Annotated in this window: 20 protein-coding genes; 5 read left to right on the forward strand and 15 right to left on the reverse strand. The window is 72.9% G+C overall.

The window, feature by feature from the left end:
• Positions 1-313: 313 nt before the first annotated feature.
• On the forward strand, positions 314-991 hold the full coding sequence (locus ACFC79_RS21335) for a class I SAM-dependent methyltransferase (RefSeq protein ID WP_376242343.1): 678 nt from the start codon (positions 314-316) through the stop codon (positions 989-991).
• A 214-nt stretch (positions 992-1,205) separates the two neighbouring features.
• Here ACFC79_RS21335 and ACFC79_RS21340 read toward each other — a convergent pair whose 3' ends face one another.
• From ACFC79_RS21340 to ACFC79_RS21380, 9 genes are all read right to left on the reverse strand, one after another.
• A complete protein-coding gene (locus ACFC79_RS21340; RefSeq protein WP_376242345.1) occupies positions 1,206-2,345 on the reverse strand; it encodes a zinc-binding dehydrogenase in 1,140 nt (379 codons plus the stop codon).
• Positions 2,342-2,644 carry a putative quinol monooxygenase gene (locus ACFC79_RS21345; protein WP_201850042.1) on the reverse strand — a complete coding sequence of 101 codons (303 nt, stop codon included), beginning with the start codon at positions 2,642-2,644 and terminating at the stop codon, positions 2,342-2,344. The genes ACFC79_RS21340 and ACFC79_RS21345 overlap by 4 nt, the downstream gene beginning before the upstream one ends.
• A 6-nt stretch (positions 2,645-2,650) precedes the next feature.
• Entirely contained in the window at positions 2,651-3,313 is a 663-nt protein-coding gene (locus tag ACFC79_RS21350) for a glycerol-3-phosphate responsive antiterminator (protein ID WP_376242347.1), read from the reverse strand.
• Between the two features lie 49 nt (positions 3,314-3,362).
• Positions 3,363-4,916 (reverse strand): FAD-binding oxidoreductase, encoded by a 1,554-nt coding sequence (locus tag ACFC79_RS21355; protein ID WP_376242349.1) that lies wholly within the window; start codon positions 4,914-4,916, stop codon positions 3,363-3,365.
• Complete coding sequence (locus ACFC79_RS21360; protein WP_376242351.1) at positions 4,913-6,586, reverse strand: FAD-dependent oxidoreductase; 1,674 nt, start codon at positions 6,584-6,586, stop codon at positions 4,913-4,915. The genes ACFC79_RS21355 and ACFC79_RS21360 overlap by 4 nt, the downstream gene beginning before the upstream one ends.
• A gap of 72 nt (positions 6,587-6,658) precedes the next feature.
• Positions 6,659-8,236, reverse strand: coding sequence for an FGGY family carbohydrate kinase (locus ACFC79_RS21365; RefSeq protein WP_376242353.1), 1,578 nt, complete (start codon positions 8,234-8,236; stop codon positions 6,659-6,661).
• 72 nt (positions 8,237-8,308) lie between these two features.
• Positions 8,309-9,745, reverse strand: coding sequence for an MFS transporter (locus ACFC79_RS21370; RefSeq protein ID WP_376242355.1), 1,437 nt, complete (start codon positions 9,743-9,745; stop codon positions 8,309-8,311).
• A 327-nt stretch (positions 9,746-10,072) separates the two neighbouring features.
• Positions 10,073-11,626: a peptidoglycan-binding protein gene (locus tag ACFC79_RS21375; protein WP_376242357.1), complete on the reverse strand. Its 1,554-nt coding sequence runs from the start codon at positions 11,624-11,626 to the stop codon at positions 10,073-10,075.
• Between the two features lie 550 nt (positions 11,627-12,176).
• Positions 12,177-12,905 (reverse strand): nitroreductase family protein, encoded by a 729-nt coding sequence (locus ACFC79_RS21380; protein ID WP_376242359.1) that lies wholly within the window; start codon positions 12,903-12,905, stop codon positions 12,177-12,179.
• Positions 12,906-13,233: 328 nt separating this feature from the next.
• Between ACFC79_RS21380 and ACFC79_RS21385 the strand changes: the two genes are divergently transcribed.
• Genes ACFC79_RS21385 through ACFC79_RS21395 form a run of 3 tightly spaced genes read left to right on the forward strand, consistent with a single transcriptional unit; the run spans position 13,234 to position 15,637 of the window.
• Positions 13,234-13,467, forward strand: coding sequence for an acyl carrier protein (locus ACFC79_RS21385; RefSeq protein WP_376242361.1), 234 nt, complete (start codon positions 13,234-13,236; stop codon positions 13,465-13,467).
• The gene (locus ACFC79_RS21390) at positions 13,464-14,714 is read left to right on the forward strand and encodes a beta-ketoacyl-[acyl-carrier-protein] synthase family protein (protein ID WP_376242363.1); all 1,251 of its coding nucleotides are present in this window, start codon (positions 13,464-13,466) and stop codon (positions 14,712-14,714) included. Before ACFC79_RS21385 ends, ACFC79_RS21390 begins: the two co-directional genes overlap by 4 nt.
• Before the next feature lie 20 nt (positions 14,715-14,734).
• A complete protein-coding gene (locus ACFC79_RS21395; protein ID WP_376242365.1) occupies positions 14,735-15,637 on the forward strand; it encodes an alpha/beta fold hydrolase in 903 nt (300 codons plus the stop codon).
• A gap of 84 nt (positions 15,638-15,721) precedes the next feature.
• Here ACFC79_RS21395 and ACFC79_RS21400 read toward each other — a convergent pair whose 3' ends face one another.
• The 3 genes from ACFC79_RS21400 to ACFC79_RS21410 all read right to left on the reverse strand — a co-directional run bounded on the left by ACFC79_RS21400 (position 15,722) and on the right by ACFC79_RS21410 (position 19,398).
• Positions 15,722-18,151 (reverse strand): endonuclease/exonuclease/phosphatase family protein, encoded by a 2,430-nt coding sequence (locus ACFC79_RS21400; RefSeq protein ID WP_376242367.1) that lies wholly within the window; start codon positions 18,149-18,151, stop codon positions 15,722-15,724.
• Between the two features lie 251 nt (positions 18,152-18,402).
• The gene (locus ACFC79_RS21405) at positions 18,403-18,765 is read right to left on the reverse strand and encodes a nuclear transport factor 2 family protein (RefSeq protein WP_376242369.1); all 363 of its coding nucleotides are present in this window, start codon (positions 18,763-18,765) and stop codon (positions 18,403-18,405) included.
• Between the two features lie 180 nt (positions 18,766-18,945).
• Complete coding sequence (locus ACFC79_RS21410; protein WP_376242371.1) at positions 18,946-19,398, reverse strand: DUF5709 domain-containing protein; 453 nt, start codon at positions 19,396-19,398, stop codon at positions 18,946-18,948.
• A gap of 247 nt (positions 19,399-19,645) precedes the next feature.
• On the opposite strand from ACFC79_RS21410, the gene ACFC79_RS21415 reads away from it, so the two are divergent.
• Positions 19,646-19,876, forward strand: coding sequence for a DUF6296 family protein (locus tag ACFC79_RS21415; protein ID WP_376242373.1), 231 nt, complete (start codon positions 19,646-19,648; stop codon positions 19,874-19,876).
• Between the two features lie 128 nt (positions 19,877-20,004).
• On the opposite strand, the gene ACFC79_RS21420 is transcribed toward ACFC79_RS21415, so the two are convergent.
• The 3 genes from ACFC79_RS21420 to ACFC79_RS21430 form a co-directional block, all read right to left on the reverse strand.
• Positions 20,005-20,430, reverse strand: a complete 426-nt coding sequence (locus ACFC79_RS21420) for a cold-shock protein (protein ID WP_376242375.1) — start codon at positions 20,428-20,430, stop codon at positions 20,005-20,007.
• A 112-nt stretch (positions 20,431-20,542) separates the two neighbouring features.
• A complete protein-coding gene (locus tag ACFC79_RS21425) occupies positions 20,543-21,418 on the reverse strand; it encodes a DMT family transporter (protein WP_376242377.1) in 876 nt (291 codons plus the stop codon).
• Positions 21,419-21,785: 367 nt separating this feature from the next.
• The gene (locus tag ACFC79_RS21430) at positions 21,786-22,628 is read right to left on the reverse strand and encodes a response regulator transcription factor (protein ID WP_376242379.1); all 843 of its coding nucleotides are present in this window, start codon (positions 22,626-22,628) and stop codon (positions 21,786-21,788) included.
• Positions 22,629-22,748: the final 120 nt, after the last annotated feature.

A 22,748-nucleotide genomic window follows, 5' to 3' on the forward strand; every position in this document is an offset into this window, starting at 1 on the left:
CGCTGCGGGCGTGCGGGGACACCGGAGCGACGCACCCGGCAGGGCGGGGTGCGTCCGTCACGGGGTCCTACGCACGGGGGAGGAACATGCCCGTCAACGTAGCAGGGCGGCCACGCGCCGCCGGGAGCGGGTGCCGGCCCACTGCCGGGGCGGCACCGCGTCGGATAGCCTCTGCGCCCATGCGCCCCGGTTCCTCCCGCACCCCCGCCCGGCCCCCTGCCACCCGCTGCCGTCCTCTCCCCGGCGGGTGCGGGCGGACCCCACCGGGCCACCGGTACGGAACGCGACCCGCTGCCCCGACCGGCGCACGGCCATGACGCGCCCGGCGCAGCGGTTCCTCCGGGCCCTCGACCGCTTCAACACGGCTCACCCCTGGGACCACAACGCCCACTTCCACCGATGGATCCTGCGCCGGCTCCCGGCCCGCTGCGACCGGGCCCTGGACGTCGGCTCCGGCAGCGGGGACCTGGCCCGGCTCCTGGCGACCCGGGCGCGGGCGGTGGACGCCGTCGACGCCGACCCGGAGATCGTGGCCAGGGCCCGTGAACTCACCGTCCCCGGTACCCCGGTGACGTTCGCCGTCGCCGAGGCGCCGGACGGGGTGCCGCCCGGCCCGTACGACGCGATCACCTGTGTCGCCGTCCTCCACCACCTGCCGTTCGCCGACGCGCTCGCCGCCTTCCGGGAGCGTCTGGCCCCCGGCGGAACCCTGGTGGTGGTCGGCCTCGCCCGGGAGTCGACCCGTGTCGATCTCCTGCTGGCCCTCGTCTCCGTGCCGCTGAACGCCGCCACGGGCTGGATCAGGAACAGGGGGCGGCCCGCGCCCCGCCCGGCCTCGATGACGGCCCGGACCCGTCCTGCCGCGATGACGTTCCCGGAGATCGTCCACGAGGCGCGCCGGGTGCTGCCGGGGGCACACCTCCGGCGTCGGCTGTTCTGGCGCTACACACTGGTGTGGCGCGACCGCGGCGATCCGCACCGGGCGGGCTGAGCACGCGCCGCGCGGTCACCGGCTGCTCCGGCGGAGTCGACTCGACCCGGCCTCGAAGGGCCGGGTCCGAAGGCGGCGCCCAACTGGCTGCCGGCTCGGCTCCTTCGTCCAGACACCCCTGCGCAGTGGCAGGGACACGTGATGCCGAACCGGCGCGCGGACGGCGCGGCCCGGCGGCCCCACCGCGCACGGAGGGGCCGCCGGGCGGACCGGATCAGGCGTCCGGCATCCCCGACGTGTCGATGACCTGGCGGATCGCCCGGCCCGAGGCCAGCTCCTCCATCGCCGCGTTGATGTCGCTCAGCGGCAGGGTGCCGGTGTGCATCCGCTCCACCGGCATCAGACCGGCCCGCCACAGGTCCAGGAACCGGGGGATGTCGCGGCGCGGGACCGCGTCGCCCATGTACGAGCCCAGCAGGGACTTGCCCTCGCCCGCGAATGCCAGCGCCGGGACCTCCAGCACCCGGTCGGGCGCGGGCAGCCCCACCGAGACGACCTTGCCGCCCCGCGCCACGGCCGTCAGGCACTCGGCCATCACCTTCGGGCTGCCCACCGCCTCGACCGCCACCTCGGCGCCGCCGGAGGTGAGTTCGCGAATCGCCTCGACCGCCTCGCCGGGGGCGAACGCGTGGGTCGCGCCCAACTGGAGGGCCAGCTCGCGCTTCCCGGCGACGGGGTCGACCGCGACGACCGGGCAGGCCCCGGCCGCACGGGCGCCGAGCACCGCGGAGAGGCCCACGCCGCCCAGGCCGTAGACCACCACCGACTGGCCGGGGCGCAGGGCCGCCGTGTTGATGACGGCCCCGGCACCGGTCAGGACCGCGCAGCCGAACATCGACGCCACCGCGAACGGGATGTCCTTCGGGATCGGCACCACCGACTCCTGCGCGAGTACCGCGTACTCGGAGAACGCGGAGACGCCCAGCTGGTGGTGGACCGGGGCGCCGGCGGCGTCGGTCAGCAGCGACGGGCCGTGCAGCAGACCGCCCGAGCCGTTCGCCGCGGCGGCCTGCGCGCACAGGGCGGGCCGGCCGGCCGCGCAGTCGGCGCAGAAGCCGCAGCTCGGTACGAAGACCAGGGCCACGTGGTCACCGGCACGGACCCGGCCGACGCCCGGCCCGGTCTCCTGCACGACGCCGACCGCCTCGTGGCCCAGCGCCATCGGCAGCGGGCGGACCCGGTCACCGTTGACCACCGACAGGTCCGAGTGGCAGAGCGAGGCGGCCGCGATCCTGACCAGCACCTCGCCCTCGCGCGGGGCGCCGAGCTCCAGCTCCTCCACCTCGACCGGCCGGGTATCGGAATACGGGCGGGCCGTGGACACCCCGCGCAGCACCGCCGCGCGGGTCCTCATGCCCGCACCTCCGGGCGCGGGGCGCAGCGCAGCACGTCGCGGCTCTCCAGCAGCGGGACGACCTTGCCGAGCACGATCTCCTGGAAGTGGGGCGTGGCGCAGTGCGCGGTGAAGTCGGCCTCGGAGACGTACTCCTCGTACAGCACGATCGCCCGCGGGTCCTCGGTGCCCTGGTGGACGCGGTAGGCGAGGTTGCCCGGCTCCTGGCGGGAGGCGGCGGCCATGGTGTCGAGCAGGGGGAGGACGGTGTTCTCCTCGCCCTCCCTGGTGCGGTAGCGGGCGACGACGACGTAGGACATGGGGACTTACTCCTGGGGTGGTGCGGCGGGCCTCTTCAGCGCGGCGGGCGGGACCGGCGGCAGCTGGTCGCGGCGCAGGCTCCAGAGGCGGGGGTCGGACGTGGCGGCGGCGACGGACCCGAGGGCCAGCGCCAGCGCCACGTCCGCGGGGGACTCCACGAAGCCCGCGGCGACCGACGGGGACATCGCGCGCTGTGCCTGCGCGCTCATCCGGGCGACGATCGGGGCGGGCATGACTTCGACGAGGTCCGGCGCCCCGCGCGAGATCGCGTCGGTGGAGCGGCGCAGGTTGGACCGGTCGGTGACGAACACCTTCATCATCGTCAGCAGGCCGAGCGGCCTGCCCTTCTCTATGAGGGAGAGCCGGGTGCTGACCACGCCGTGCGCGCCCATGTTCTTGATGAACTCCAGCGCGCCCCGGTCCTGGGCCAGACCGGGGCTGCTGTCCACGTTCACGAACACGGTCTTCCCCGCCCGGCCCAGCGCCGGTACGACCTGGGGCAGTTGCCCCACGGCGAGCGACGCGACGATGCACATCCTGGCCGGTGCGGTGAGGAACTGCCGCAGTGGCTGGGTACCGACGACCGACGCGACCACCGGGACCTCGGCGAGCGCGGAGGCGAGCCGGGGGTCGAGGGGGGCACCGGACCGGGACGGGGAAGGGGTCATGGCAACGGCCTGCCTGGGAAGAAGGGGTTCGTGGCTGCTGAGGCCGGGGTCAGCTCAGCGGGGACGTACCGAATCGGCTGGGAAGGCCCAGTTTGCCAGGGTTGAGGATGCCGGCCGGGTCCAGGGCCTTCTTCACCGCGACGAAGGTCGCGAAGCCTGCTCCGAGGGCTTCCTCCAGGTACGGGCCGCGCAGCAGACCGCAGCCGTGGTGGTGGCTGAGTGCCGCCGCGTGCTTGATCAGCACGGCGTTGGCCGCGTCCCACACCGCGCGGTACCAGTCGCGGCGCGACTCGGGCGCCACGTTCCCGCGGAGCGAGAAGTAGACGCAGGCCCCGTCGGTGTACGCGTGCGACTGGTGGGCCGAGGCGGCGAGGGTGCCGTCCACCGCCTGGATCGCGGCCACCACCTCGTCGTAGATCACCGGGAGGTCGGTCCAGGACGCGGCCATCTCCAGGGTGTCGGCGACGAAGCCCGGTCCGGGCTCGAAGCCGTCGGCGGACTTGCCGACCAGCATCCGCTCGTCCAACCAGCGCTCGAAGACGGCCTGGCTGTCCAGCTCGGGGCCGTACTCCTCGCAGACCTCCTTGGCGACCGTGATCGAGGCGTCCACGATCGCCGGGTCGCCCTCGTCCGCGATCAGCAGGAGGTTGGTCTCCGGGTGGCCGAAGTGGGTGCCCGACTCCAGGGTGTCGTACAGGCGCAGGACGGCCGGGGTGGCGCCGCGCTGCATGATCCGGCGGCAGGCGTCCAGGCCCTCCGCGAAGGTCTTGAAGCCGTACGCGGCGGCGGAGGCGTACTCCGGCAGCGGGTGGACCCGCAGCCGGGCCGAGACGATGACGCCGAGGGTGCCCTCGGAACCGACGAACAGCTGGCGCAGGTCCGGGCCGACCGCGGCACGGGCGTAGTCGCCGTAGGTGGCCCGGGTGCCGTCCGCGTGCACGACGTCGACGCCGACGACCATGTCCTCGATTTTGCCGTACCGGGTGGAGAGCTGGCCGGCGCCCCGGCAGGCGATCCAGCCGCCGACGGTGGAGACGGCGAACGCGGACGGCCAGTGGCCGGTGGTGACGCCGTACTCCTCCTGGAGCTGCTTCTCGAAGAGGTCGCCGAACATTCCGGCCTGGACGTCCACGATGTTCGACTCGGCGTCGAAGCCGGTGATCACGTTCAGCCCGCACACGTCCAGGACCACACCGCCGAAGACGGGCAGTGCCGCGCCGGTGACGTTGGAGCGGCCCGCGGACGGGGTGACCGGGACGCCGGCCTCGTGGCAGATCCGCAGCACGGCCGCGACCTGGTCGGCGTCGGCGGCCTCGACGACCACCGCGTCCGGGGTCGCCGGGCGGCCCTCGGTCTCGCCGATCATCGAACCGGCCCACCAGTCGCGGGTCCGGGTGACGACCTCGTCGCGGGAGGTGTGCACCGCGTGCGCGACCTCGCGCAGCGCCTCGACCACGGACTCGGGGACCTCGACCGGGTCCACCTGGAGCGCGGCCTCGCCGTCGCCGATCGGGGTGTTCTGCGCCCACTTGGCGAAGCTGGGAGCGCCGACGGTGTAGTTGCCCCGGTTGAACGGGTGGGTGATGGTCTGACGGCTGATCATGCTGCTGCCCCTTCGAGGAGTACGGACTTTTCGTGACGGACGGCTGCGAGGTACTCGGCGACCGAGCGCCCGACCTCCGCCTCCGTGAGGTTCAGTTCCCGGCCGAGGATCGCGCCGACGGCCTCGGCGGCGTCGACGGACGCGTCCCGGGCGAACAGCCGGGCACGAGTGCGGCGGGAGAGGACGTCGTCGACCGAACGGGCCAGTTCGGCACGGGCCGCGTACACGACCTCCGCCCCGGTGTACGGGAGTCCCGCGACGATCGGCTCGGCCAGTGACGGGTCCTCCTGGATGAGGTCGCCGACGAACCGGGCCTCGGTGCCGAAGCGCTCGCCGAGGTGCGCGGCGATGCCGCCGGACGCGGCGACGGCCTCGGAGTCGTACCCGGCGCCGCCCAGCAGCGGGAGGTCGCCGGTACGGCTCCTCCCCTTGCGGCCGAGGACCGTCATCACCTTGTCGATGACGAGTTCTCCCATGTGTCGGCTGGTGGTGAGCTTGCCGCCGGTCACCGTCACCATGCCGGTGCGGCCGATGGTGATGTGGTGGTCGCGGCGCATGTCGAGGGTGGCGCCCTCCTTGCCGCCGACCAGCGGACGCAGACCGCCGATGGAGCCGACCACGTCGTCCGGCGTGAGCTTCCCCTCGAAGGCGGTGTTGGCGCCCTCCAGCAGGAAGTCCATCTCCTCGCGGGTGCAGTGCACGTCGTCCGGGGAGCCCCGGTAGTCCTCGTCGGTGGTGCCCAGCACGACGCTGTTGCCCCAGCGGGTGCAGGTCGCGCGGCGGGCCCGGCCGGGGATCGGCACGGTGACCGTGCAGTTGATCCGGACCTTGTCCCACGGCACCACGATGTGGACGCCCTTGGCGGGCCGCACCTGCGGCTTGTGGCCGTCGTCGGCCTTCGCGTCCAGTTCGTCGGTCCACACGCCGGTGGCGTTGACGACGGCGCGGGCGCGGACGTCGATGGTGTCGCCGTCCGCCGAGACCCGGGCGCCGGACACCTTGCCCATCTGCATCAGCAGGCCCTCGGCCTTCGCCCCGTTGAGGACCGTCGCACCGAGCGCGGCCGCGGTGCGCACGATGGTGAGGACGAGGCGGGCGTCGTCGGTGCGGGCGTCGAAGTACATCAGCCCGCCCTTGAGGTTCTCGGCGCGCAGCGTCGGCGCCTGGGCGAGCACCTCGGGAACGGTGAGCCGCTGGTGGAGCTTGCCGATCCGCCAGCCGCCGACCAGGTCGTACGTCCACAGCAGGCCCTCGAAGCCCTTGGCCAGGCGGGCGTCGAAGACACCCTCCTTCTCCAGGATCGGGAAGAGGAACGGCAGCCGGTGCACCAGGTGCGGGGCGTTCTTCCGGAAGCGGTGGCGCTCCAGGAGCGAGTGGCGGACCAGGTTGACGTTGCCCTGCTCGATGTAGCGCAGGCCGCCGTGAACCATCTTCGACGACTTCGACGAGGTGCCGGAGGCGAAGTCGTCCTTCTCGATCAGGGCCGCGCGCAGACCGCGCGAGGCGGCGTCGAGCACGGCGTACGCCCCGGTGATGCCACCACCGATGACGAGCACGTCGTACGTGTCGTCGGCCAGCCGGCGCTTGAGGGCCGCCCGGTCGAGCAGCAGGGGCGTCCGGCGGGTCGCCGCGGCGTTGCGCCGCGGTTTCCGGGCGGGCATGGTGATCACAACATCAACTCCTGGTGTTTCGGTTCGGCGGCCGCGTCATCGTGTGCGGGCCGCCGACGACGGCCGGGGCCGTCAGTGGGGGGTGTGAGGTTCGGGTGCGCCCTCCCGCAGGGGGAGCAGCGCGGGGTCGTTCAGGTGGGCGATCAGTACGTCGCGCCAGGCGGCGCGCTGCTCGGTGCGTTCGGCCGCCGTGATCGAGGGTTCGAAGAGCTGTCCGTGCGGCTGCGCCTCGACGACCTCCTCCAGCGAGGACCACAGGCCCTGCGCGACCCCGGCCAGGTAGGCGGTGCCGCGCAGGCTCGCGGTGGCGGAGTCGGAGACCCGTTCCAGCGGCAGGCCGGTCAGGTCGGCCTGGATCCGCATCAGCGGATCGCTGCCGGAGACGCCGCCGCCGACCCGGAGCCGGGTGAACGGGGTGCCCATGGTGTCGGCGACGCCGTCGATCAGGTCGCACACCGAGTGCGCGATCCCGTCGAGCACGGCGCGGGCGAGGTCGGCGCGGGTGGTGGCCAGGGTGAGCCCGGTGAGGGAGGCGGTGGCCTCCGGGTGCCAGACCGGCGTACGGACCCCGGCGAGTGCCGGGACGAAACGCGGGGTGCGGCCCGGCCGGGTGGGGACCCGGCCCGCCTCCTCACCGAGCTCCTTCGGCGAGGCGAACAGGCCCAGGTCGTCGCAGAGCCAGCGCAGCGCCGAACCCGCGGTGGAGGTGTACGCCTCCAGGCTGTAGTGGCTGATGGTGCCCTGCCGCCGGCCGGGCTGGGCGAGCACCCCGGAGATGTCCGGCCGGGGCAGGGCGGGCGTGGTGCCGGTCGCCGCGTCGACGAAGGCGCCGGTCCCGTACACGCACATGCCCTGCCCGGCGGCGAGGCCGCCGAGCGCGACGAGCGCGGCGTGCTGGTCGCCCATGGAGGCGGCCAGCGGGACGGCGATACCGAGGACGGCCGGGTCGGTGACGCCGAATCCGGCGTCGTCGGAGCGGAGCTCGGGCAGCAGGTCGAGGGGGAAGCCGAGCCGGCCGATCCACTCCTCGTCCCAGGCGTGCCGCTCCAGCAGGTAGCCGCCGGTGGAGGCGGCGTTGGTCGGGGTGGTGGCGTGCACGGCGCCACCGGTCAGGCGCCAGATCAGCCAGGTGTCGACGGTGCCGAAGAGCAGCCGCCCGGCCCGGTGCGCCTCGGCGACCTCCGGGTGCGCGGCGATCTGACGGGCGGCCCAGAGGAACGGGGATCGGGCACCGACCGGCCGGCCCTGGCGGGCCAGCAGGGCGGCGTCCCACTCCGCCTCGTACGCGGTGAGTTCGTGCGCGTACCGCCGGTCCTGCCACACCACCGCGGGCAGCAGCGGCCGCCCGGTGACCCGGTCCCACAGCATCGCCGTGGCCCGCTGCGTGGACAACGCGACCGCGGTGATCCCGATCCCGTCCTCGCGGGCCCGGCCGACGGCCCGGCGGGCCACCTCGACGGTGGCGGTCCAGATCTCCATCGGGTCCTGCTCGACCGAGAGGTCGTCCGGGTGGCCGACCATGATCGAGCGGTAGAACACCTCGTGGGCGGTGCCGGAGTCGAGGACGACTCCGGCCCGGGTGCCCGTGGTGCCCTCGTCGATGGACAGCACACCGCGCCGTGGGGTGGCGCCGGGGAACGTCTGCGTCATGGCAGCCCTTTCATTGCCAGCCATCGCGAGCGAGGCCGTACGGAGGGACGGGGAGGGTCGGGCGGCCGCGGGTCAGCGCGCGGTCACGGACGACGCGGCCGGTGCGGAGGCGGCGCGGTCCTGTCCGGCCACCTCGTCGGGCGAGGCGGCCTTCGTCGGGTCCCACTTGATCACCAGACAGGTGATCAGACCGAGCAGCGGCACGACGGAGAGCACCAGGAAGGTGTCGGCGAGCCCGAGGGAGTCCTTGATCTGCGGGAACACGTACAGTCCGACGACACTGCCGAAGCTGCCCACCATCCCGGTGACACCGGTGCCCAGCGCACGGACGTCACTGCTGTAGGAGAGCGCGGCGATGGACTTGCCGTTGGCACCGGGGCCCGCCGAGTGGCAGAGGATGAACAGCACCGGCAGCAGGAAGGCCACGGCGGTGGGCACCTTCTCGAAGGTCAGCCCCATCGCCACCAGGGCGACGAAGACCCCGGCGAAACCGGCGGCGGAGCTGAGCCGCAGCCCGAGCCGGCGGCCGAAGTACGCAGACAGCAGTCCGCCCGCGATACCGAAGGCGTTGAACACCATCGAGCCGACCGTGGCCTTCTCGAAGCTCTCGCCGAAGATCGCCAGGCTGATCAGCGGCAGGTACCAGCCGACCGCGAAGTACTGCATCGACTGTCCGAGCGAGATCACCGAGGAGAGGATGGTGCGCGGCAGGTACTCGCCCCGGAACAGGAGCCCGGCCTGGCGGAAGCCGATGGCGGGCGCCTCGGTGGCGGCGCGGGTCGCCTCGTCGGGCTTTCCGGCGACGGCCTCGATCCCGTAGATCCGGTCCAGGTTGGCCACCGACTCGTCGAGCCGGCCCTTGCTGGCCAGCCAGGTGGGGCTCTCCTTGAGCATCAGCGCCTGGCCGATCAGCAGCGCGGCGGCGACGACCGAGGCCGAGCCGACCGACCAGCGCCAGATGTCCGCGCCGACGTCCAGGTTGAAGAAGACCAGGGCGAGGGCGAGGTTGCTGGTGGTGGCGACGTACCAGACGGCCTGCCACAGATTGAGCCGGCCGCCCAGCTTGGCGGGCGTGTACTCGGCGAGCAGCGCCATCGCCACCGCGAAGTCGATGCCGTACGCGACACCCACCAGGACCCGGCCGAGCCAGACGACGGTGAAGTCACCGGCGAACGCGGCGAGCAGGGCGCCCGCGATCGCGAACACCTTGGCGATGAGCAGCGGGGGAACGCGGCCGATGCGGGTGGCGAGCCAGCCGCCGACGGGGTTGAAGATGATCGCCAGGGCCGGAGCGGTGGCCGTGAGGATCGAGACCTGGGTGCTGGTGAGCTCCATCTGGGTCGTCATCGGCCCCAGACCGGCGCTCAGCGCCGCGTTCGAGTAGGCGTCGAGGAACAGCCCGCCGAACACGAGGAACCAGATGATCCGGGCCCGGCCGGTGATCTTTCCCAGCCCATCGATGAGCGCAACGACGTCGACGACGCCTTTGACGCTCGGACGTTGTGCCATGAATCCGCCTTCGAGGAAGACCCATCGGCGGCACGGGGAGCACAAAAAAACAGGCATGACGAAACCACCGACAGGTGGTCTGTGTCTATGCCTGTCACAACACTGCGGAAAGCGCCGCAGCACGGAATTGCCGGTACTGCCAAATACGCAGTGCTGTGAGGTTAAGAACGAGCCAGGAGAAACGTCAAGGGTTTCGGCCAGGTTACCGAAACGTGACGGGTGCCGGACGGAACCCGCCGCGCCGGCCGACGGCCCCGTCGGCCGGCGCGGCTCGGGCGGGCGGGGCGCCGTGCGATCCGTCCCGCGGCCCCGCCGGGAGGGTCGCCCTCAGCGGCCGGCCCGGAGCGCCGCCCAGGTGGCGGGACCCACGACGCCGTCGGCCACCAGCCCCCGGCTCGTCTGGTAGCCGCGCACCGCCGTCGCCGTCGCCGGACCGAAGCTCCCGTCGACGGCGACCGTCGTGCCGAGCGCCGCGGTCAGCGCGCGCTGGAGCCGCTTCACCTCGTCGCCCGAGGCGCCCTGCTCCAGCGTCGGCGCCGAACCGGCCGACAGCAGCGCGGTCCAGGTACTCGCCCCGACGACGCCGTCCGCCACCAGCCCGCGGGCCGACTGGTACGCGGTCACCGCCTGCTGCGTGGCCGGGCCGAAGCTGCCGTCCACCGCGCCCGCGGAATGCCCCTGCTCGCCCAGCAGGCGCTGCACCGCGGACACCTGCGGACCGGTCGAGCCGCTGCGCTGGGGGGCGTACGCGGTGAAACTGAGCCCGTCGGCCGGGGTGCCGCCGCCGTTGCTCCCGCCGACCAGTTCCATGTAGCGCGCCCAGTCCCAGTTCGGGCCGGGGTCGGTGTGGTCGTTGCCCGGCGCCTCGCTGTGCCCGATGATGTGCGCGCGGTCCTTGGGGATGCCGTAGCGGTCGCACAGGTACCGGGTCAGCGCCGCCGACGAGCGGTACATCGCGTCGGTGAACCACGACGGGTCGTCGACGAACCCCTCGTGCTCGATGCCCAGGGCCGAGGCGTTGGCGCTGCGCGCGTGGTACGCCGTGTCGCTGTCGCGCACCGTCTGGGTGATCTCGCCGTCAGAGGAGCGCACCACGTAGTGCGCGCTCACCTCCGCGGCGGGGTTCTGGAACCAGTTGATCGAGCCCGCGTAGGAGCCCTGCGTGACGTGGACGATCACCTTGTCGATCTTCGCCGAGCGGCCGGTGGCGTAGTTGTTGGTGTGGGCCGGGACCCACAGCGCCGAGGGATAGTCGGGGCTCTGGGCGCGCACCGCGGCCGAGGCGAACGCGCCCTTCTGCGGCGTGACCGGACGCCCGGTCACCGAGACCTTCTCGCCACCGGGAACGACGGCGTCCAGGCCGTCGGCGAGGAAGGTGTAGACCGTGTCGGCGTAGAGGGCCGCGGCCGGTCCCCGGGCGCCGCTGTACCGGGCGACGGCGGGGTACCAGGCGTCGATGTCGTCCCGGTCCCGGGCGTCGAGGCCGAGCTTGTCCGCGTAGCCCCGCAGCACGGCGGCGCCGCCCAGGATGTTGGCCGCGGTGTCGGTGCGCAGAGCGGCCGCGGACTCGCCGGTGAGTGCGGCGGCCCGCTCCAGAGTCCGGTTCGCGGGGTTGCTCACCAGGTGCATCACCCCGTACCCGTTCGCCTGGCTGGGGCGCCCGGCGTGGCCGTCGAGGTGGGTCTCGCCGTAGCCGACCGCGGCGAGCAGGTCCCGGGGCACGTCGAACCTCTCGGCCGCCCGCGCGAACGCCCGGTTCATCGGGCGGCCGTCGTCGGGGGAGGCGAGGGCCGGGGTGCCGGTCGCGGCCAGGACGGTGGCGGTGAGGGCCGCCAGGGCGGACGCGCGGGCCCTGGTGCGATCGGCGGCTCGTCGGGGCATACCTGCTCCTGATCTGTGTGGGGGGATGGAGGAACGGCCCCGGGGCCCGAGTGGGGTGGGCCCAAGCGGTGTCCCGTAATCCGTGGTGGACCGGTGCGCGGCGTCAGATGTGGTGCATCGCAAGGCGGAGGGGCGTCCGCATACTGGATGTATGTGGACGTTCCGACAACGCGGCGAGGTGCCGTAGCTGTCGTCGCGCGCCCGCCAGGGATTACGGGACAGCGCTCAGGGGCCGAGGCAGTGTGAGGAAACGGCCGAAGCGCGTTCAGGGTATCGATGTGTTCAGGCCATGACAATCATGTGGTCGATGTTCCAACGCCCCTTCACCCGAATGCCATTGACGTACCGTCGGGGGCCGCCGGAGCCGCCCTGCAGAGCGCACGGTTCCCGGGACGCGTGCGAGCCGCGCCCCGCCGAAAAGGCGCCGGATCCTCGCGCACGGGCGGATCGCGGCCCGGCCGCCGACGTGCCGAGGGGCGCGGCCGGACGCCGGGCCGCGGAGACCGGCCGGCCCCGCCCCGGGTGGGCGGCCGGGGCCGGACGGGCGCCGCTACCAGCGGTCGCGGTGGATGACGTCCGCCACCGGACGGCGCCGCACCGGGCCGAAGTTGCCCTGCGGCAGGCCGACCGGAACGACCGCGAAGGTGTGCATGTCCTCGGGAATGCCGAGCGCCGCCTTCCACTCCTGTTCCAGCATCAGGTGCCAGATGGTGATGTTCGCCGCGAGCCCCAGCGCTCGCGCCGCCAGCAGCAGGTTCTGCACGCCCGGGTAGACGCACGATCCCTCGGCGAGCGCCTGGAACCGGGTCCGGACGTTCGCCATGTGCTCGGTCCCGGCCGGGCCGAGTGCCCGCGCCGACGCCCGCAACCCCTCCTCGTCCACCCGGGGATCGGGGAACCGGTAGCAGGGAATGATCAGCGCCGGGGTATCGGCGAAATTGTCGCGCTGGTACTCGATCGCGGCGACCATCCGCCCGTACGCGGCATCGTCCATGCCCTCGGGGGCCAACTTCCCGGTGGTCGCCAGGTACGCGTCCACGCACCGCTTCCACAGCGGCGCGAGACGGGCCATCACCTCGCGGTCCGTCACCACCACGTACTCGTAGCGCTGCATGTTGCCGCCGCTCGGCCCCCACACCGCGGCCTGCACGAGCCGCTCCAGCGTCTCGTCCGGCAGCGGGTCCGGCTTGAGGCGGCGCATGGCGCGCATGGTGGACATGATCGGAAAGAGCGCGGGTTCACCGGTTCCGGCGGCATCCGTCGGTATATGCGTCGTCATGATCGCGGAGTCTAGGGGCGAAATCCCGTCGGCGGGAGGGGCCGGATTCCGGACGTCGGGGCCGAAGGGCTGGGCGGGAGGGGGCCGTTCGGCCTTCGACGGTTCCCCCTGCGTCCCTGTTTCCACCTCCGCACCCTCCCGCGCCCCGCTCGTCGGCGACCGCCGGAATCGCACGCCTGGACGACAGCCCTCCGCACGGGGGAACGCGGAACGGAACCTCCTTCGCGAAGGCGTATAAAGGGTTCCTCCGGACCGGCCGGCGTCCCCGAATGGCACTCAACCCTCACGCGGCAGGGCGTCACCGCGTACGAGAGCGCAGGAGTGCCGCATGAGCACGGCGAAAGAGATCAACACCTTGCTGGTCGCCAACTTCGGGGCCGACCCCGGGGCCATCCGGCCCGATGTGTCGCTCCGTCAACTCAGACTGGATTCCCTCGCCCTGGAGGAACTGCGGCTCCTCATCGAGGACCGGCTGGACATCGACCTGGACGACGTGCCGCTCACCTCGCGCGACACCGTCGCCGAACTCGTGGCCGCCGTGCACCGGAAGGCCGCCGCGTGACGGCCCGTCCGGGGCGCCCCGCCCCGTTCGCCGCCGCGGTCACCGGGATCGGCCTGGTCACCGCGGCGGGCACCGGGACCGACGCCACCTGGCGCACGGTCACCGAGGCCGACACCGCGCCCGGCGTCCTGCGCAGACCCGAACTCGACGGCCTGCCCTGCGACTTCATGTACACCATCACCGGCCTCGACGTCCGGGCCCGGCTGGGGGTCGCCGTCGCCCGGCTGATGGACCGCTTCTCGCAACTCGCCGTCCTCGCCGCCCGCGAGGCCGTCGCGGACGCCGGCCTCGATCCCTCGGCCTGGGACGGCGCACGGGTCGCCGTCGTCATCGGTTCCGCGCACGGCGGCCTGCCGTTCTACGACGAACAGCACACCGTCCTCACCGAGCGCGGGGCACGCCGCGTCTCCCCGAAACTCGCCCCGCTCACCGTGGTCAACGGCGCGGCCAGCAGCGTCGCCACCGCTCTCGGCGCCCACGGCCCGAGCCAGGCCGTCTCCACCGCGTGCTCCTCCGGCACGGTCGCCATCGGCACCGCCCACCAGATGCTCCGGGCCGGTGCCTGCGACATCGTCGTCGCGGGCGGCGCGGAATCGGTCTGCTCCCGCCTACTGGTCGCCAGCGCCTGCCAGTTGAAGGCCGTCTCGACCCGGCGCGACGACCCCGGGGCGGCGTGCCGCCCGTTCGACACCCACCGCGACGGCTTCGTCATCGGCGAGGGTGCCGGGCTCCTCGTACTGGAACACCCGGAGCACGCACGGGCCCGCGGCGCCACCGTCCGCGCCCATGTCGCCGGATACGGGGCGTCCAGCGACGCCCACTCCGCCGTCGCCCCGGACCCCGAGGGACGCGGCATCGAACGCGCGCTGCGCACCGCCCTCGCGGACGCCGGAGTCGACGCCGCCGACATCGGCCACGTCAACGCCCACGGCACCTCGACCGTCTCCAACGACCTCATCGAGGCGACCATGCTGCGCCGGGTCCTCGGCGAGCACGCGCTGGTCACCTCCACCAAGGCGATGACCGGACACACCCTCGGCGCCGCAGGCGGGATCGAGACCGCGCTCACTGCGCTGGCGCTGGAGCGACAGCTCGTGCCTCCCACCGTGAACCTCGACGCCCCCGACCCCGGCATCCCGATCGACGTGGTGCGCAAGGAGGCCCGCCCCGCGATGTTCGATGCGGCGGTCAAGACCTCGCTCGGATTCGGCGGTCACAACGCCGCACTCGTCCTCACCAGAGCCTGACCCGGAAACGAGGAACCGTCATGGCCGAGGAGATCATCCGGACCCTGTCGGTGCGCGGACTGCGCTACCGCTACCGCGTCCTGACACAGCCCGTTCCGCGCACCGAGCCGGTCGTCGTCCTCGGCGGCGCGCTCCAGGGGATCCACGGCTGGCCCCAGATGGACGACCACCTGGGACCGCTCGCCTCCGTCGTCACCGCCGACCTGCCGGGCATGGGCGAGGCGGACCCGCTCCCGGCGGGGGCGGACGACGACCTCCTGCGCGAGGCCGTCAGCGGCATCATCGACGACCTCGGCGCACCGAAGGTCAACCTGTTCGGGTTCTCCTACGGCACCTCGATCGCCTTCGGCTGCGCCCGGCACCACCCCGGCCGGATCGCCCGGCTGGTCCTCGGCGGGGTTCCCTCCCACATCGGCGACGGCCAGCGGGACGAGTGGCGCCGGGCCGTCGACCGGCTCGCGGCCGACGACATGGCGGGCCTGGCCGCGTTGGCCGCCGCGGCACTGATGTGCCAGGACCCGGAACGGCCCGTCCACCGCCGGGAGCTGGCCCAGCGCTATGTGCGGCGTTCCTTCCTGCACGCCCTTGCCCATTCGCCGCACGCCGCCCGTTCGCTGCTGCGTCCGCTGGAACACCGGCCGGACTTCTCCGGCGGGTTGAGCGGTGTTCCCGCCCTCGTCTTCGCGGGCGAGCACGACACGGTCACCTCGCCCGAGCGGCAACGCGCCTTCGCCGCCACGATCGAGGGCAGCAGGTTCGTCACGATCGGGGAGTCCGACCACTGGGTGGTCCTGGAACGCCCGGACGACGTCGCCGATCTCGTCGCCCGCTTCTTCACCGACCGCCCGCTGGACGCGGCGCCGGGACTGGCGGCCCTCCCGCACCAGCCGGTACGCGGCGCGCGCCCGGTGCCGAGGGCGTGACCGCCGGGGCCTGACGGGGGAGGGGGCGGCCGACGGGCGGCCGCCCCCTCCTTCTGAGCTGCGGTGTTCACGCCTTCCCGGAGGTCAGTGCCGTCCGTGGCCGTGATCGGGACGTCGGGGGCCGACGTCCACACGCACGATCTGCGGGTCGTGATCGCTCGCCTGGTCGGCGAACTCGGCGTTGATGTGCACCACGTCGTAGTCGAAGCGACGGATGCCGGGGCTGGTCAGGATGTGGTCCAGCGTCTGCGAGTTGCCGTCGTACACATAGCTGTACCGTTCGTTCGTCGGCAGCGTGCCGATCAGTGGCTTGAGCACCTTGCCGCTGGTCAGCGCGTTCACCGTCGGTGAGAACGCGAAGTCGTTCAGGTCGCCGAGCGCGATGACGCGGGCCGAGTCGTCCGCCGCCAGCAGCGACTTGACGAAGGTGTTGACCTCCGTCGCCTGCTGCACGCGCTTGGTCTCCGAGCTCCGCCGCGGCTCCTGGTACCGGCCGTGCAGGGGTTGGTCGCCGCCCTTGGACGCGAAGTGGTTGCCGATCACGAAGACCGGCTTGCCGCGGAAGCGGAACTCGCCGACGAGCGGCTTGCGGCTGTCGGCCCAGGCGTCGCTGTTCGGGGTGATCCGGCCGGGCGACACCGAGAGCGCGACCCCCTTCTTCGTCCGCACCGCGGCGACGGCGGTCGTCGCGTCGCCGCCCGCACGGTCCACGAAGTCGACCCGCTTGGGGTTGAAGAGGAAGACGTTGCGGATGTTGCCGCCGGGTTCGCCGCCGTCCTTGTTGTTCTCGGGGGCGATGTACCGCCAGGCGTAACGGGGGCCGCCCGCGGCGACGATCGCGTCGGTGAACCGCTTCAGCGTGGCCTCGGAGCCGACCGTGCCGTCGTTCACCGCGCCGTTGTCGTCCTGGATCTCCTCCAGCGACACGATGTCCGGGGCGGAGAGGTTGACGGCGATTCCCTCGGCGAGCGTGTCGAACTTCGTCTGCTCGTCCAGCGCGTCGAGGTTCTCCACGTTGTACGTGGCCACGGCGAGCTCGCCGCCCTTCTGCTTGCGGGTGACCTCGCGCCGCAGACGCTTGTCGGTGCGCGTGCCGAGCTCGGTGGCCTGGAGGCTGTAGCCGCCGTACGACGCGTAGTCCATGACGCCGGTGGTGGTGCCGGAGAGCACGTCGCCGACGTTCGCGGTGGGGACCGGTCGGTTGCCGTCGAGCGACATCACCTTGATGCGACCGGTGTTCTGGTCCTCGTACGAGGCGTACAGCGTGCCGCCGCGCCGGGTCCGGTTCTCGTCCGGCTTGACGGTCACCCAGACTTCGCCGTACGTGTTCGTGGCGCCCGTCACCCGGGTGTCGGCGATGCGGACGCGGGTGCCTTCGAGCGACTCGTACAGGTCGAGGGCGTACACCGACGGCTGGAGCGCGAGCGCGTCGATCGAGCCGCCGCCCGCCGACGGAACGTAGGCGTCGGGCACCGAGGCCGCGTCCAGCACCACCGCCTCGGGCAGTGCGTTGCCCGACGACAGGACCGTCGTCCTCGGGGCGGTGATCTCCGTGATCGACTGGCTGGTCGTCGACGGGTAGTACTCGTCCACCTTGCCGCTGACCAGCACCGAGTCGCCCACGGCGACGCCGGGTGCGGTGGAGCCGGTGAAGACGAACACGCCCTCGCTGGTGCGGGGGTCCGCGTCCGGCACGGGGTCCTGGATCCAGAAGCCGCGCGAACCGGTGGCCCGGACGGCGGTGACGATGCCGGGCACCCCCGTCACCTGCCGTCCGTTCAGCGGCGACACCCGGGTGGTGCCCTGGATGTCGTGGATCCGGACGGTGCCGGGCTCGGTCGGGCCACCGGGGTCGGTGGGCCCGGTTCCGCCGGAGGTCTCGCCGGCCGCGTTGACCGGAGTCGGGGCGCCCGCGGCGAAGTCCGCGGCGTTGTCGTCGGTGTCGGCGAGGGACGCCGCGCGCGCCACCGAGGTGGTGTTCGAGGCCCCGGCGGCCGGACCGCTGCCCTCCCGCACGACGGCGGCGCCGTAGCCGACGAGGTCCACGACCCGGGTGTCGGCCGCGCAGTCGGCGGCCGTCTTGCAGCTCAGCGGGGTGGTGCCGGACACCAGGGCGACGGTGCCGCCGGTGGCCGACATGGCGATCGTGCCGGTGGCGTCCGGAGTCGGCAGGGCGGCGGTGCCGCCGGTCCCCGCGGCCTGGGCGACGAGATAGCGGCCGCCGGGGGCGAGGGACCCGGTCAGCGCGGACACCTGCCACAGCGATCCGGCCGAGGGGGCGGCGGGCAGATACTGCACGCTGTAGCCCGACAGGTCGTACGCGGCGGTGCCGGCGTTGGCGAGTTCGACGAAGTCGCGGGTGAGGGACGCACCCGCATTGCCTCCGCCGCCGTACACCTCGGAGATCACGGCGGTCGAGGACGGGGCCGCGAGGGCGGCGGGCAGCGCGGTGGCCGACAGCGTCACGACGACGGCGCCGGCCAACAGGACGGAACGGGGTCTGGATATGTGCACGGTGGACTGCTCCCGAAGTCTGGTGAGGGCAAAAGCTATGCGCGTAGAACCAGCCTTGACAAGACATCAGGAGTGAATTCCGTACATCGCGGCGGCGTACTGGAGGCGCCGGGCGCGGGAAGGGAGTTCGGGGGAGGAGCGGCGTCACCCGCCCCGCCGAGTCGGCCGCGGGGCCCGGAAGGCGCGCCGGGCCGTCGAGAACCGCGGCGGTTCTCGACGGCCCGGACGCGTGTGCCCGCTCCGGCCACAGGTCAGACGGTGGGGACCCGGTCGAGGAAGCCGCTGACCGAGGTGATGCGCCCGTCGTCGGCGAGGGCGATCACGTCCGACCCGGCGACGGGTGCCGAGCCGTCGGCGGCGACCAGTTCCCAGCCGAAGCGCACGAGATCGTGGTGTCCGTCGGGGGTGCCGAGCGGGCGGAAGACGAAGCCGGGGAACTGCTGGTGGGCCCCGGTGATGGCAGCCGCGAGCTCCCGGTGGCCGCGCACGTCGGCCACCGGGTCGGTGTACGCGACGGTCTCGGTGAAGGCGGCTGCCACCGCCTTCCCCAGGTCCTCGGGGGTCGCGTTCCAGGCGTCGAAGTAGCGGCGGACGGCGTCCTCGTGTGCGGTCATCGTGTGCTCCTCTCGTGGCGTCCCGGCCTTCGGGCCGGGCTCCGTGTGCCGTTGGGGGAACACGATCTCCCGCGGGGGGCGGTGCGTCGATTACCTGTGAGGTCATGGGGGAGCGACCGGCTGCGGGATCACGGGGCCATCGCCTCGGGGCCCGCAGGGTGGGGCACCGGGGCCGTTCGTTCAGAGCCGGTGGTCGGGGACCACGTGCATAGCGGCTTCCTCGGCCGATGCCGCCGCCCCGTCGATGCCGACGTCCTCGGCCGCCAGGGTGTCCGGCTCGTCGATGTCCAGCTGCCGGGTGAGCCGGCCCGCACGCACCGCGCCGACCTCCGTGTCCCGGAGCTCGCCGTCCCCGTCGGGGAGGTCGCCCAGGCCGTCGCCGTCGGGTTCGGTGACATCGGGGAGTTCCCGTGACAGACGGCTGTCCAGGGTCTCGCCGCTGTGCTGCTCGGCCGCCGTGGTGCCCAGGTCCTCCACCGCCCACGGCCGCTCGGGCGGCGAGTAGCCCTCGTCGAGCAGATCGGTCAGCCCGCGGTTGTCGAGGGTGTCCTCGATGTCGAGCTGCTCGATGAGGTCGGATGCCTCCGGCTGCTGGGGCTGGTAGACGTCGTCCCCCATCTCGGCATCCTTCATGGTCTGTCCCTTCCCGGTTCCGGGGATCCCGGCCGTGCGTGCCGGGCACGCGACTCGGGTGAAACGGGTCGTGCATGCGGTTCACATGGGATATGCGCACCGAAGCGCTCGTATGGGTTCAGGATAAGTGGACCGGGTGCGGGTCCGCAGCGGTGGACCGCCCCCGGGCGCGGGCGATCGGTTCGGGGGACGATGGAGACGGAGGGTGAAGCACGCCCTGCCATCATCGGTACTCGGGAGAACCGCCATGGACTACCCGGAGAGCTACGAGCTGGTGTTTCAGGCGTTCGCCGTGGAGGACGACACGGTCACCGTCCGGCGCACGACACAGTCGGGCGCGGGCGGGTACCCCATCTACGAGGACGAGACCGGCATCGTCCGCGCCGAGATCAGTGACCGGGGAGAGGTGCGCATGCTGGCCAGCGGTGGGCACCAGGTACTCGGAACGCCACTGGTGGTGCGTGAACCGAGCGGCTGACACACCGAGGGCCCGCCCGGAGGATCACCTCCGGACGGGCCCTCGCCGTGAGTGCGGGACCGGACGCCGCCGCGCGCGGCACGACGTACGCCCGTCCCGGTGCGTGCACCCCGGTGGGTGCGCCGCCGTCAGCCCTCGGTCCACCCGTGGTTCTTCGCGAACTGGAGCAACGCGCCCCGGACCTGCAGGATCTGAGTGCCCGTCAACGACGGGGTGGAGTCCAGCAGGATCTCGGTCACCTCCTTGGTGAACGCGGCTGCGCTGAGCACATCGCACAGGGTGTCGTCGTCCGCCGATCCGGAGGACTGACCCGCCGCGGTCCGCGGAGGGGTCAGCGGCTTGCCGTCGGCCCCTTCGGCGAGTCTGACGGACGAGGCCTTGAGCCCGCGGTCACCGTCCTCGATCTCGAACTCCACCGCCGTGCCGGTATGCACGTAGGACTCCGGGATCAACATGTCGTTCACATGGAGAAAGACATCCTCGCCGCCATGATCCGGCGCGATGAAACCGTATCCCCGAGTGCTGTCGAATCGCACCACGCGACCAGAAACCACACCAACCCCCAAAAAAGAAACCGGGCCCCTTGCCCGTCGCCACACATGGCTCGCCCGGAGGATAGCCTGTGCGGTCGCGGAGCGCGACTCGGTCCCGAATCGCCCGCCCGGTTCAACGGCGCCGACGCGGGGGCAGCGGCGCCGTCCCGGAGGCGAGCGGGGAGCGCGCCAGGTCGACGCTGCCCACCGCGATCAGGGCGATCGCGACAAGTTCCGGCACCAACCACCATCCGGTGCGCAGGTGCTCGCCGAAGAGCATCACCCCGTACAGGACGCTGATCAGCGCGTCCCCCAGGGTCAGTGGTGGCTGGACCGCGACCAGCATGCCCGCCTGGAGGGCGTTCTGGAGGAGGAACAACGCCCCCACCCCGGCCGCCGCGGTGGCGTACAACTGCCAGGACGTCAGCAGCGCCATTGCGCCTCCGCCACCCTCCAGTCGCGCCATCGCGTCCTTCATGAGGGCCGCCGTCAGCGCGTACCCGCACGCGGCGGCGAGACCGAGCAGCGCGCCCCGGGCGTTGCCCCGGGTGCCGAGCGCGGCACCGATGAGCACGGCCTCGAAGATTCCGGTGAGGATCAGCGCCGGCACCCAGACGGCGCCCCGCACGGAGGCGGCGCCGCCGCCCGGGGCCGCCGACGCCATGCCCAGGGCCAGGCCCGCGGTCATGGCGGCCACCGAGTACCAGAGGGACCCGGGCAGCCGTACCCGCATGGCGAACCCCGCCAGCAGCAGCGCGAACGGCAGCTCGATCACGAAGATCGGCTGGACCACGGCGATCGGCCCGGTGGCCAGTGCCACGGCCTGGCAGACGGCTGCGACGACCACCAGGCAGATGCCGGCCAGCCACACCCGCTGGCGCAACAGGTGCCCGAACAGCGACAGGCGCATCGCCTCGCTGTCCGGGGCGTCACGGGCGGCCCGGCGCTGCAGCACGGACGCCGCACCGTTGCTGAACGCGGTGAGGACGGCGAACAGGACACTGATCACCCGCCCATGATGCGGGCGGGAGGGTCGCGATCCCGGGTCCCGCGGCGCGGCGGCATGGCGGGCCCGGGGCGTCCCGCATCGCGGACCGAAAGTGTCCGCAAGCCCACGTAGCGTGCCGTCCATGGTCGTGAAGAAGAACCCCGCCGGGCCCGCGGTGCTGTCCCCGCGCGCACTGGGCCGTGCCACGCCGGCACGGCGGGTCGCCGGGTCCTGAGCGCGGTACACCGCGAGGCACCGGCCCAGGGCGTGCCCCGGGCCGCCGACCGGGGCACGGCCGGGACGTCGTGCGGTCGGGCCGGGACGTCGTGCGGTCGGCACGGGACGTCGTGCGGTCGGCACGGGCCTCGCCGTCGTGGTCCGGCAGCGTTCAGGGGAGCAGTCCCGCGCGCCGTGCCGCGACCACCGCCTCCAGGCGGGTGTGCGCCCCCAGCTTGCGCATCGCCGAGCGCAGATACCCCTTCACCGTCTCGGGCCGCAGCGCGAGCCGGTCCGCCGCCACCGCGTTCGTCGCCCCCGCCGCCACACAGGCAAGTACGTCCACCTCACGCGGCGCCAGCCGCACCGTGCCCGCCTGCGGCGTACGGTGCCCGGCCGCGGAGGCGAGTCGCTCGCACACCGAGAGCAGCTCGTCGCGCAGCGCGGGGTCGACGACCTTCGGGACCAGGGCACGCAGCTCGCGGTGGGCCTCGCGGACGTCCTCCCACGCCTCCGGGGCCGCGCTCGGGTCCATGACCTGCTCCCGTGTCACGGACAGCAACTGCTGGACCTCGTCCCGTACGACCAGGGACTGCTCCACATCGCGGGCGGCGGCCACCGCGGCGTCGAACGTCCGGTCCCCCAGCGCGATCGGCTCGCGCAGAGCCCCGTACAGCAGACCGCGCACCTTGCGCCGCACGACGACGGGCACCGCGACCACCGAGCGCAGTCCCTCCGCCGCGACCGCCATGTCGTACTCGTGGCTGATGTGGCGCGAGGAGCGGTAGTCGGTCACGGCGCACGGCCGGGACAGGGCGATCGACTTGCCGCCCAGGCCGCTGCCCGCCGAGATGACGAGCCCGCGCAGGACGGCGGTCTGGGCACCGTTCAGTTCGGCGATCCGGGCATGGCGGGCGTCCGAGAGCAGCCCGCCGAAGGCCACCGGCAGCCCACTGGTCCGGCGCAGCCGCAACAGGGCCGACTGCATCTCGATCGCATCGACGGATTCCGGCACGCTGACGCCTCTCTTGCCCGGCCCCGAGGGCTCGGCGGCCCGGTCCGGCGCACCCCCGTTCGGGGGTGGTGAGACCTGGGTCACTGTTTACATCATGTTAAGCGACCGGTCCGGTCCGCA

It is taken from the genome of Streptomyces sp. NPDC056061, assembly GCF_042266885.1.
Classification (GTDB): domain Bacteria; phylum Actinomycetota; class Actinomycetes; order Streptomycetales; family Streptomycetaceae; genus Streptomyces.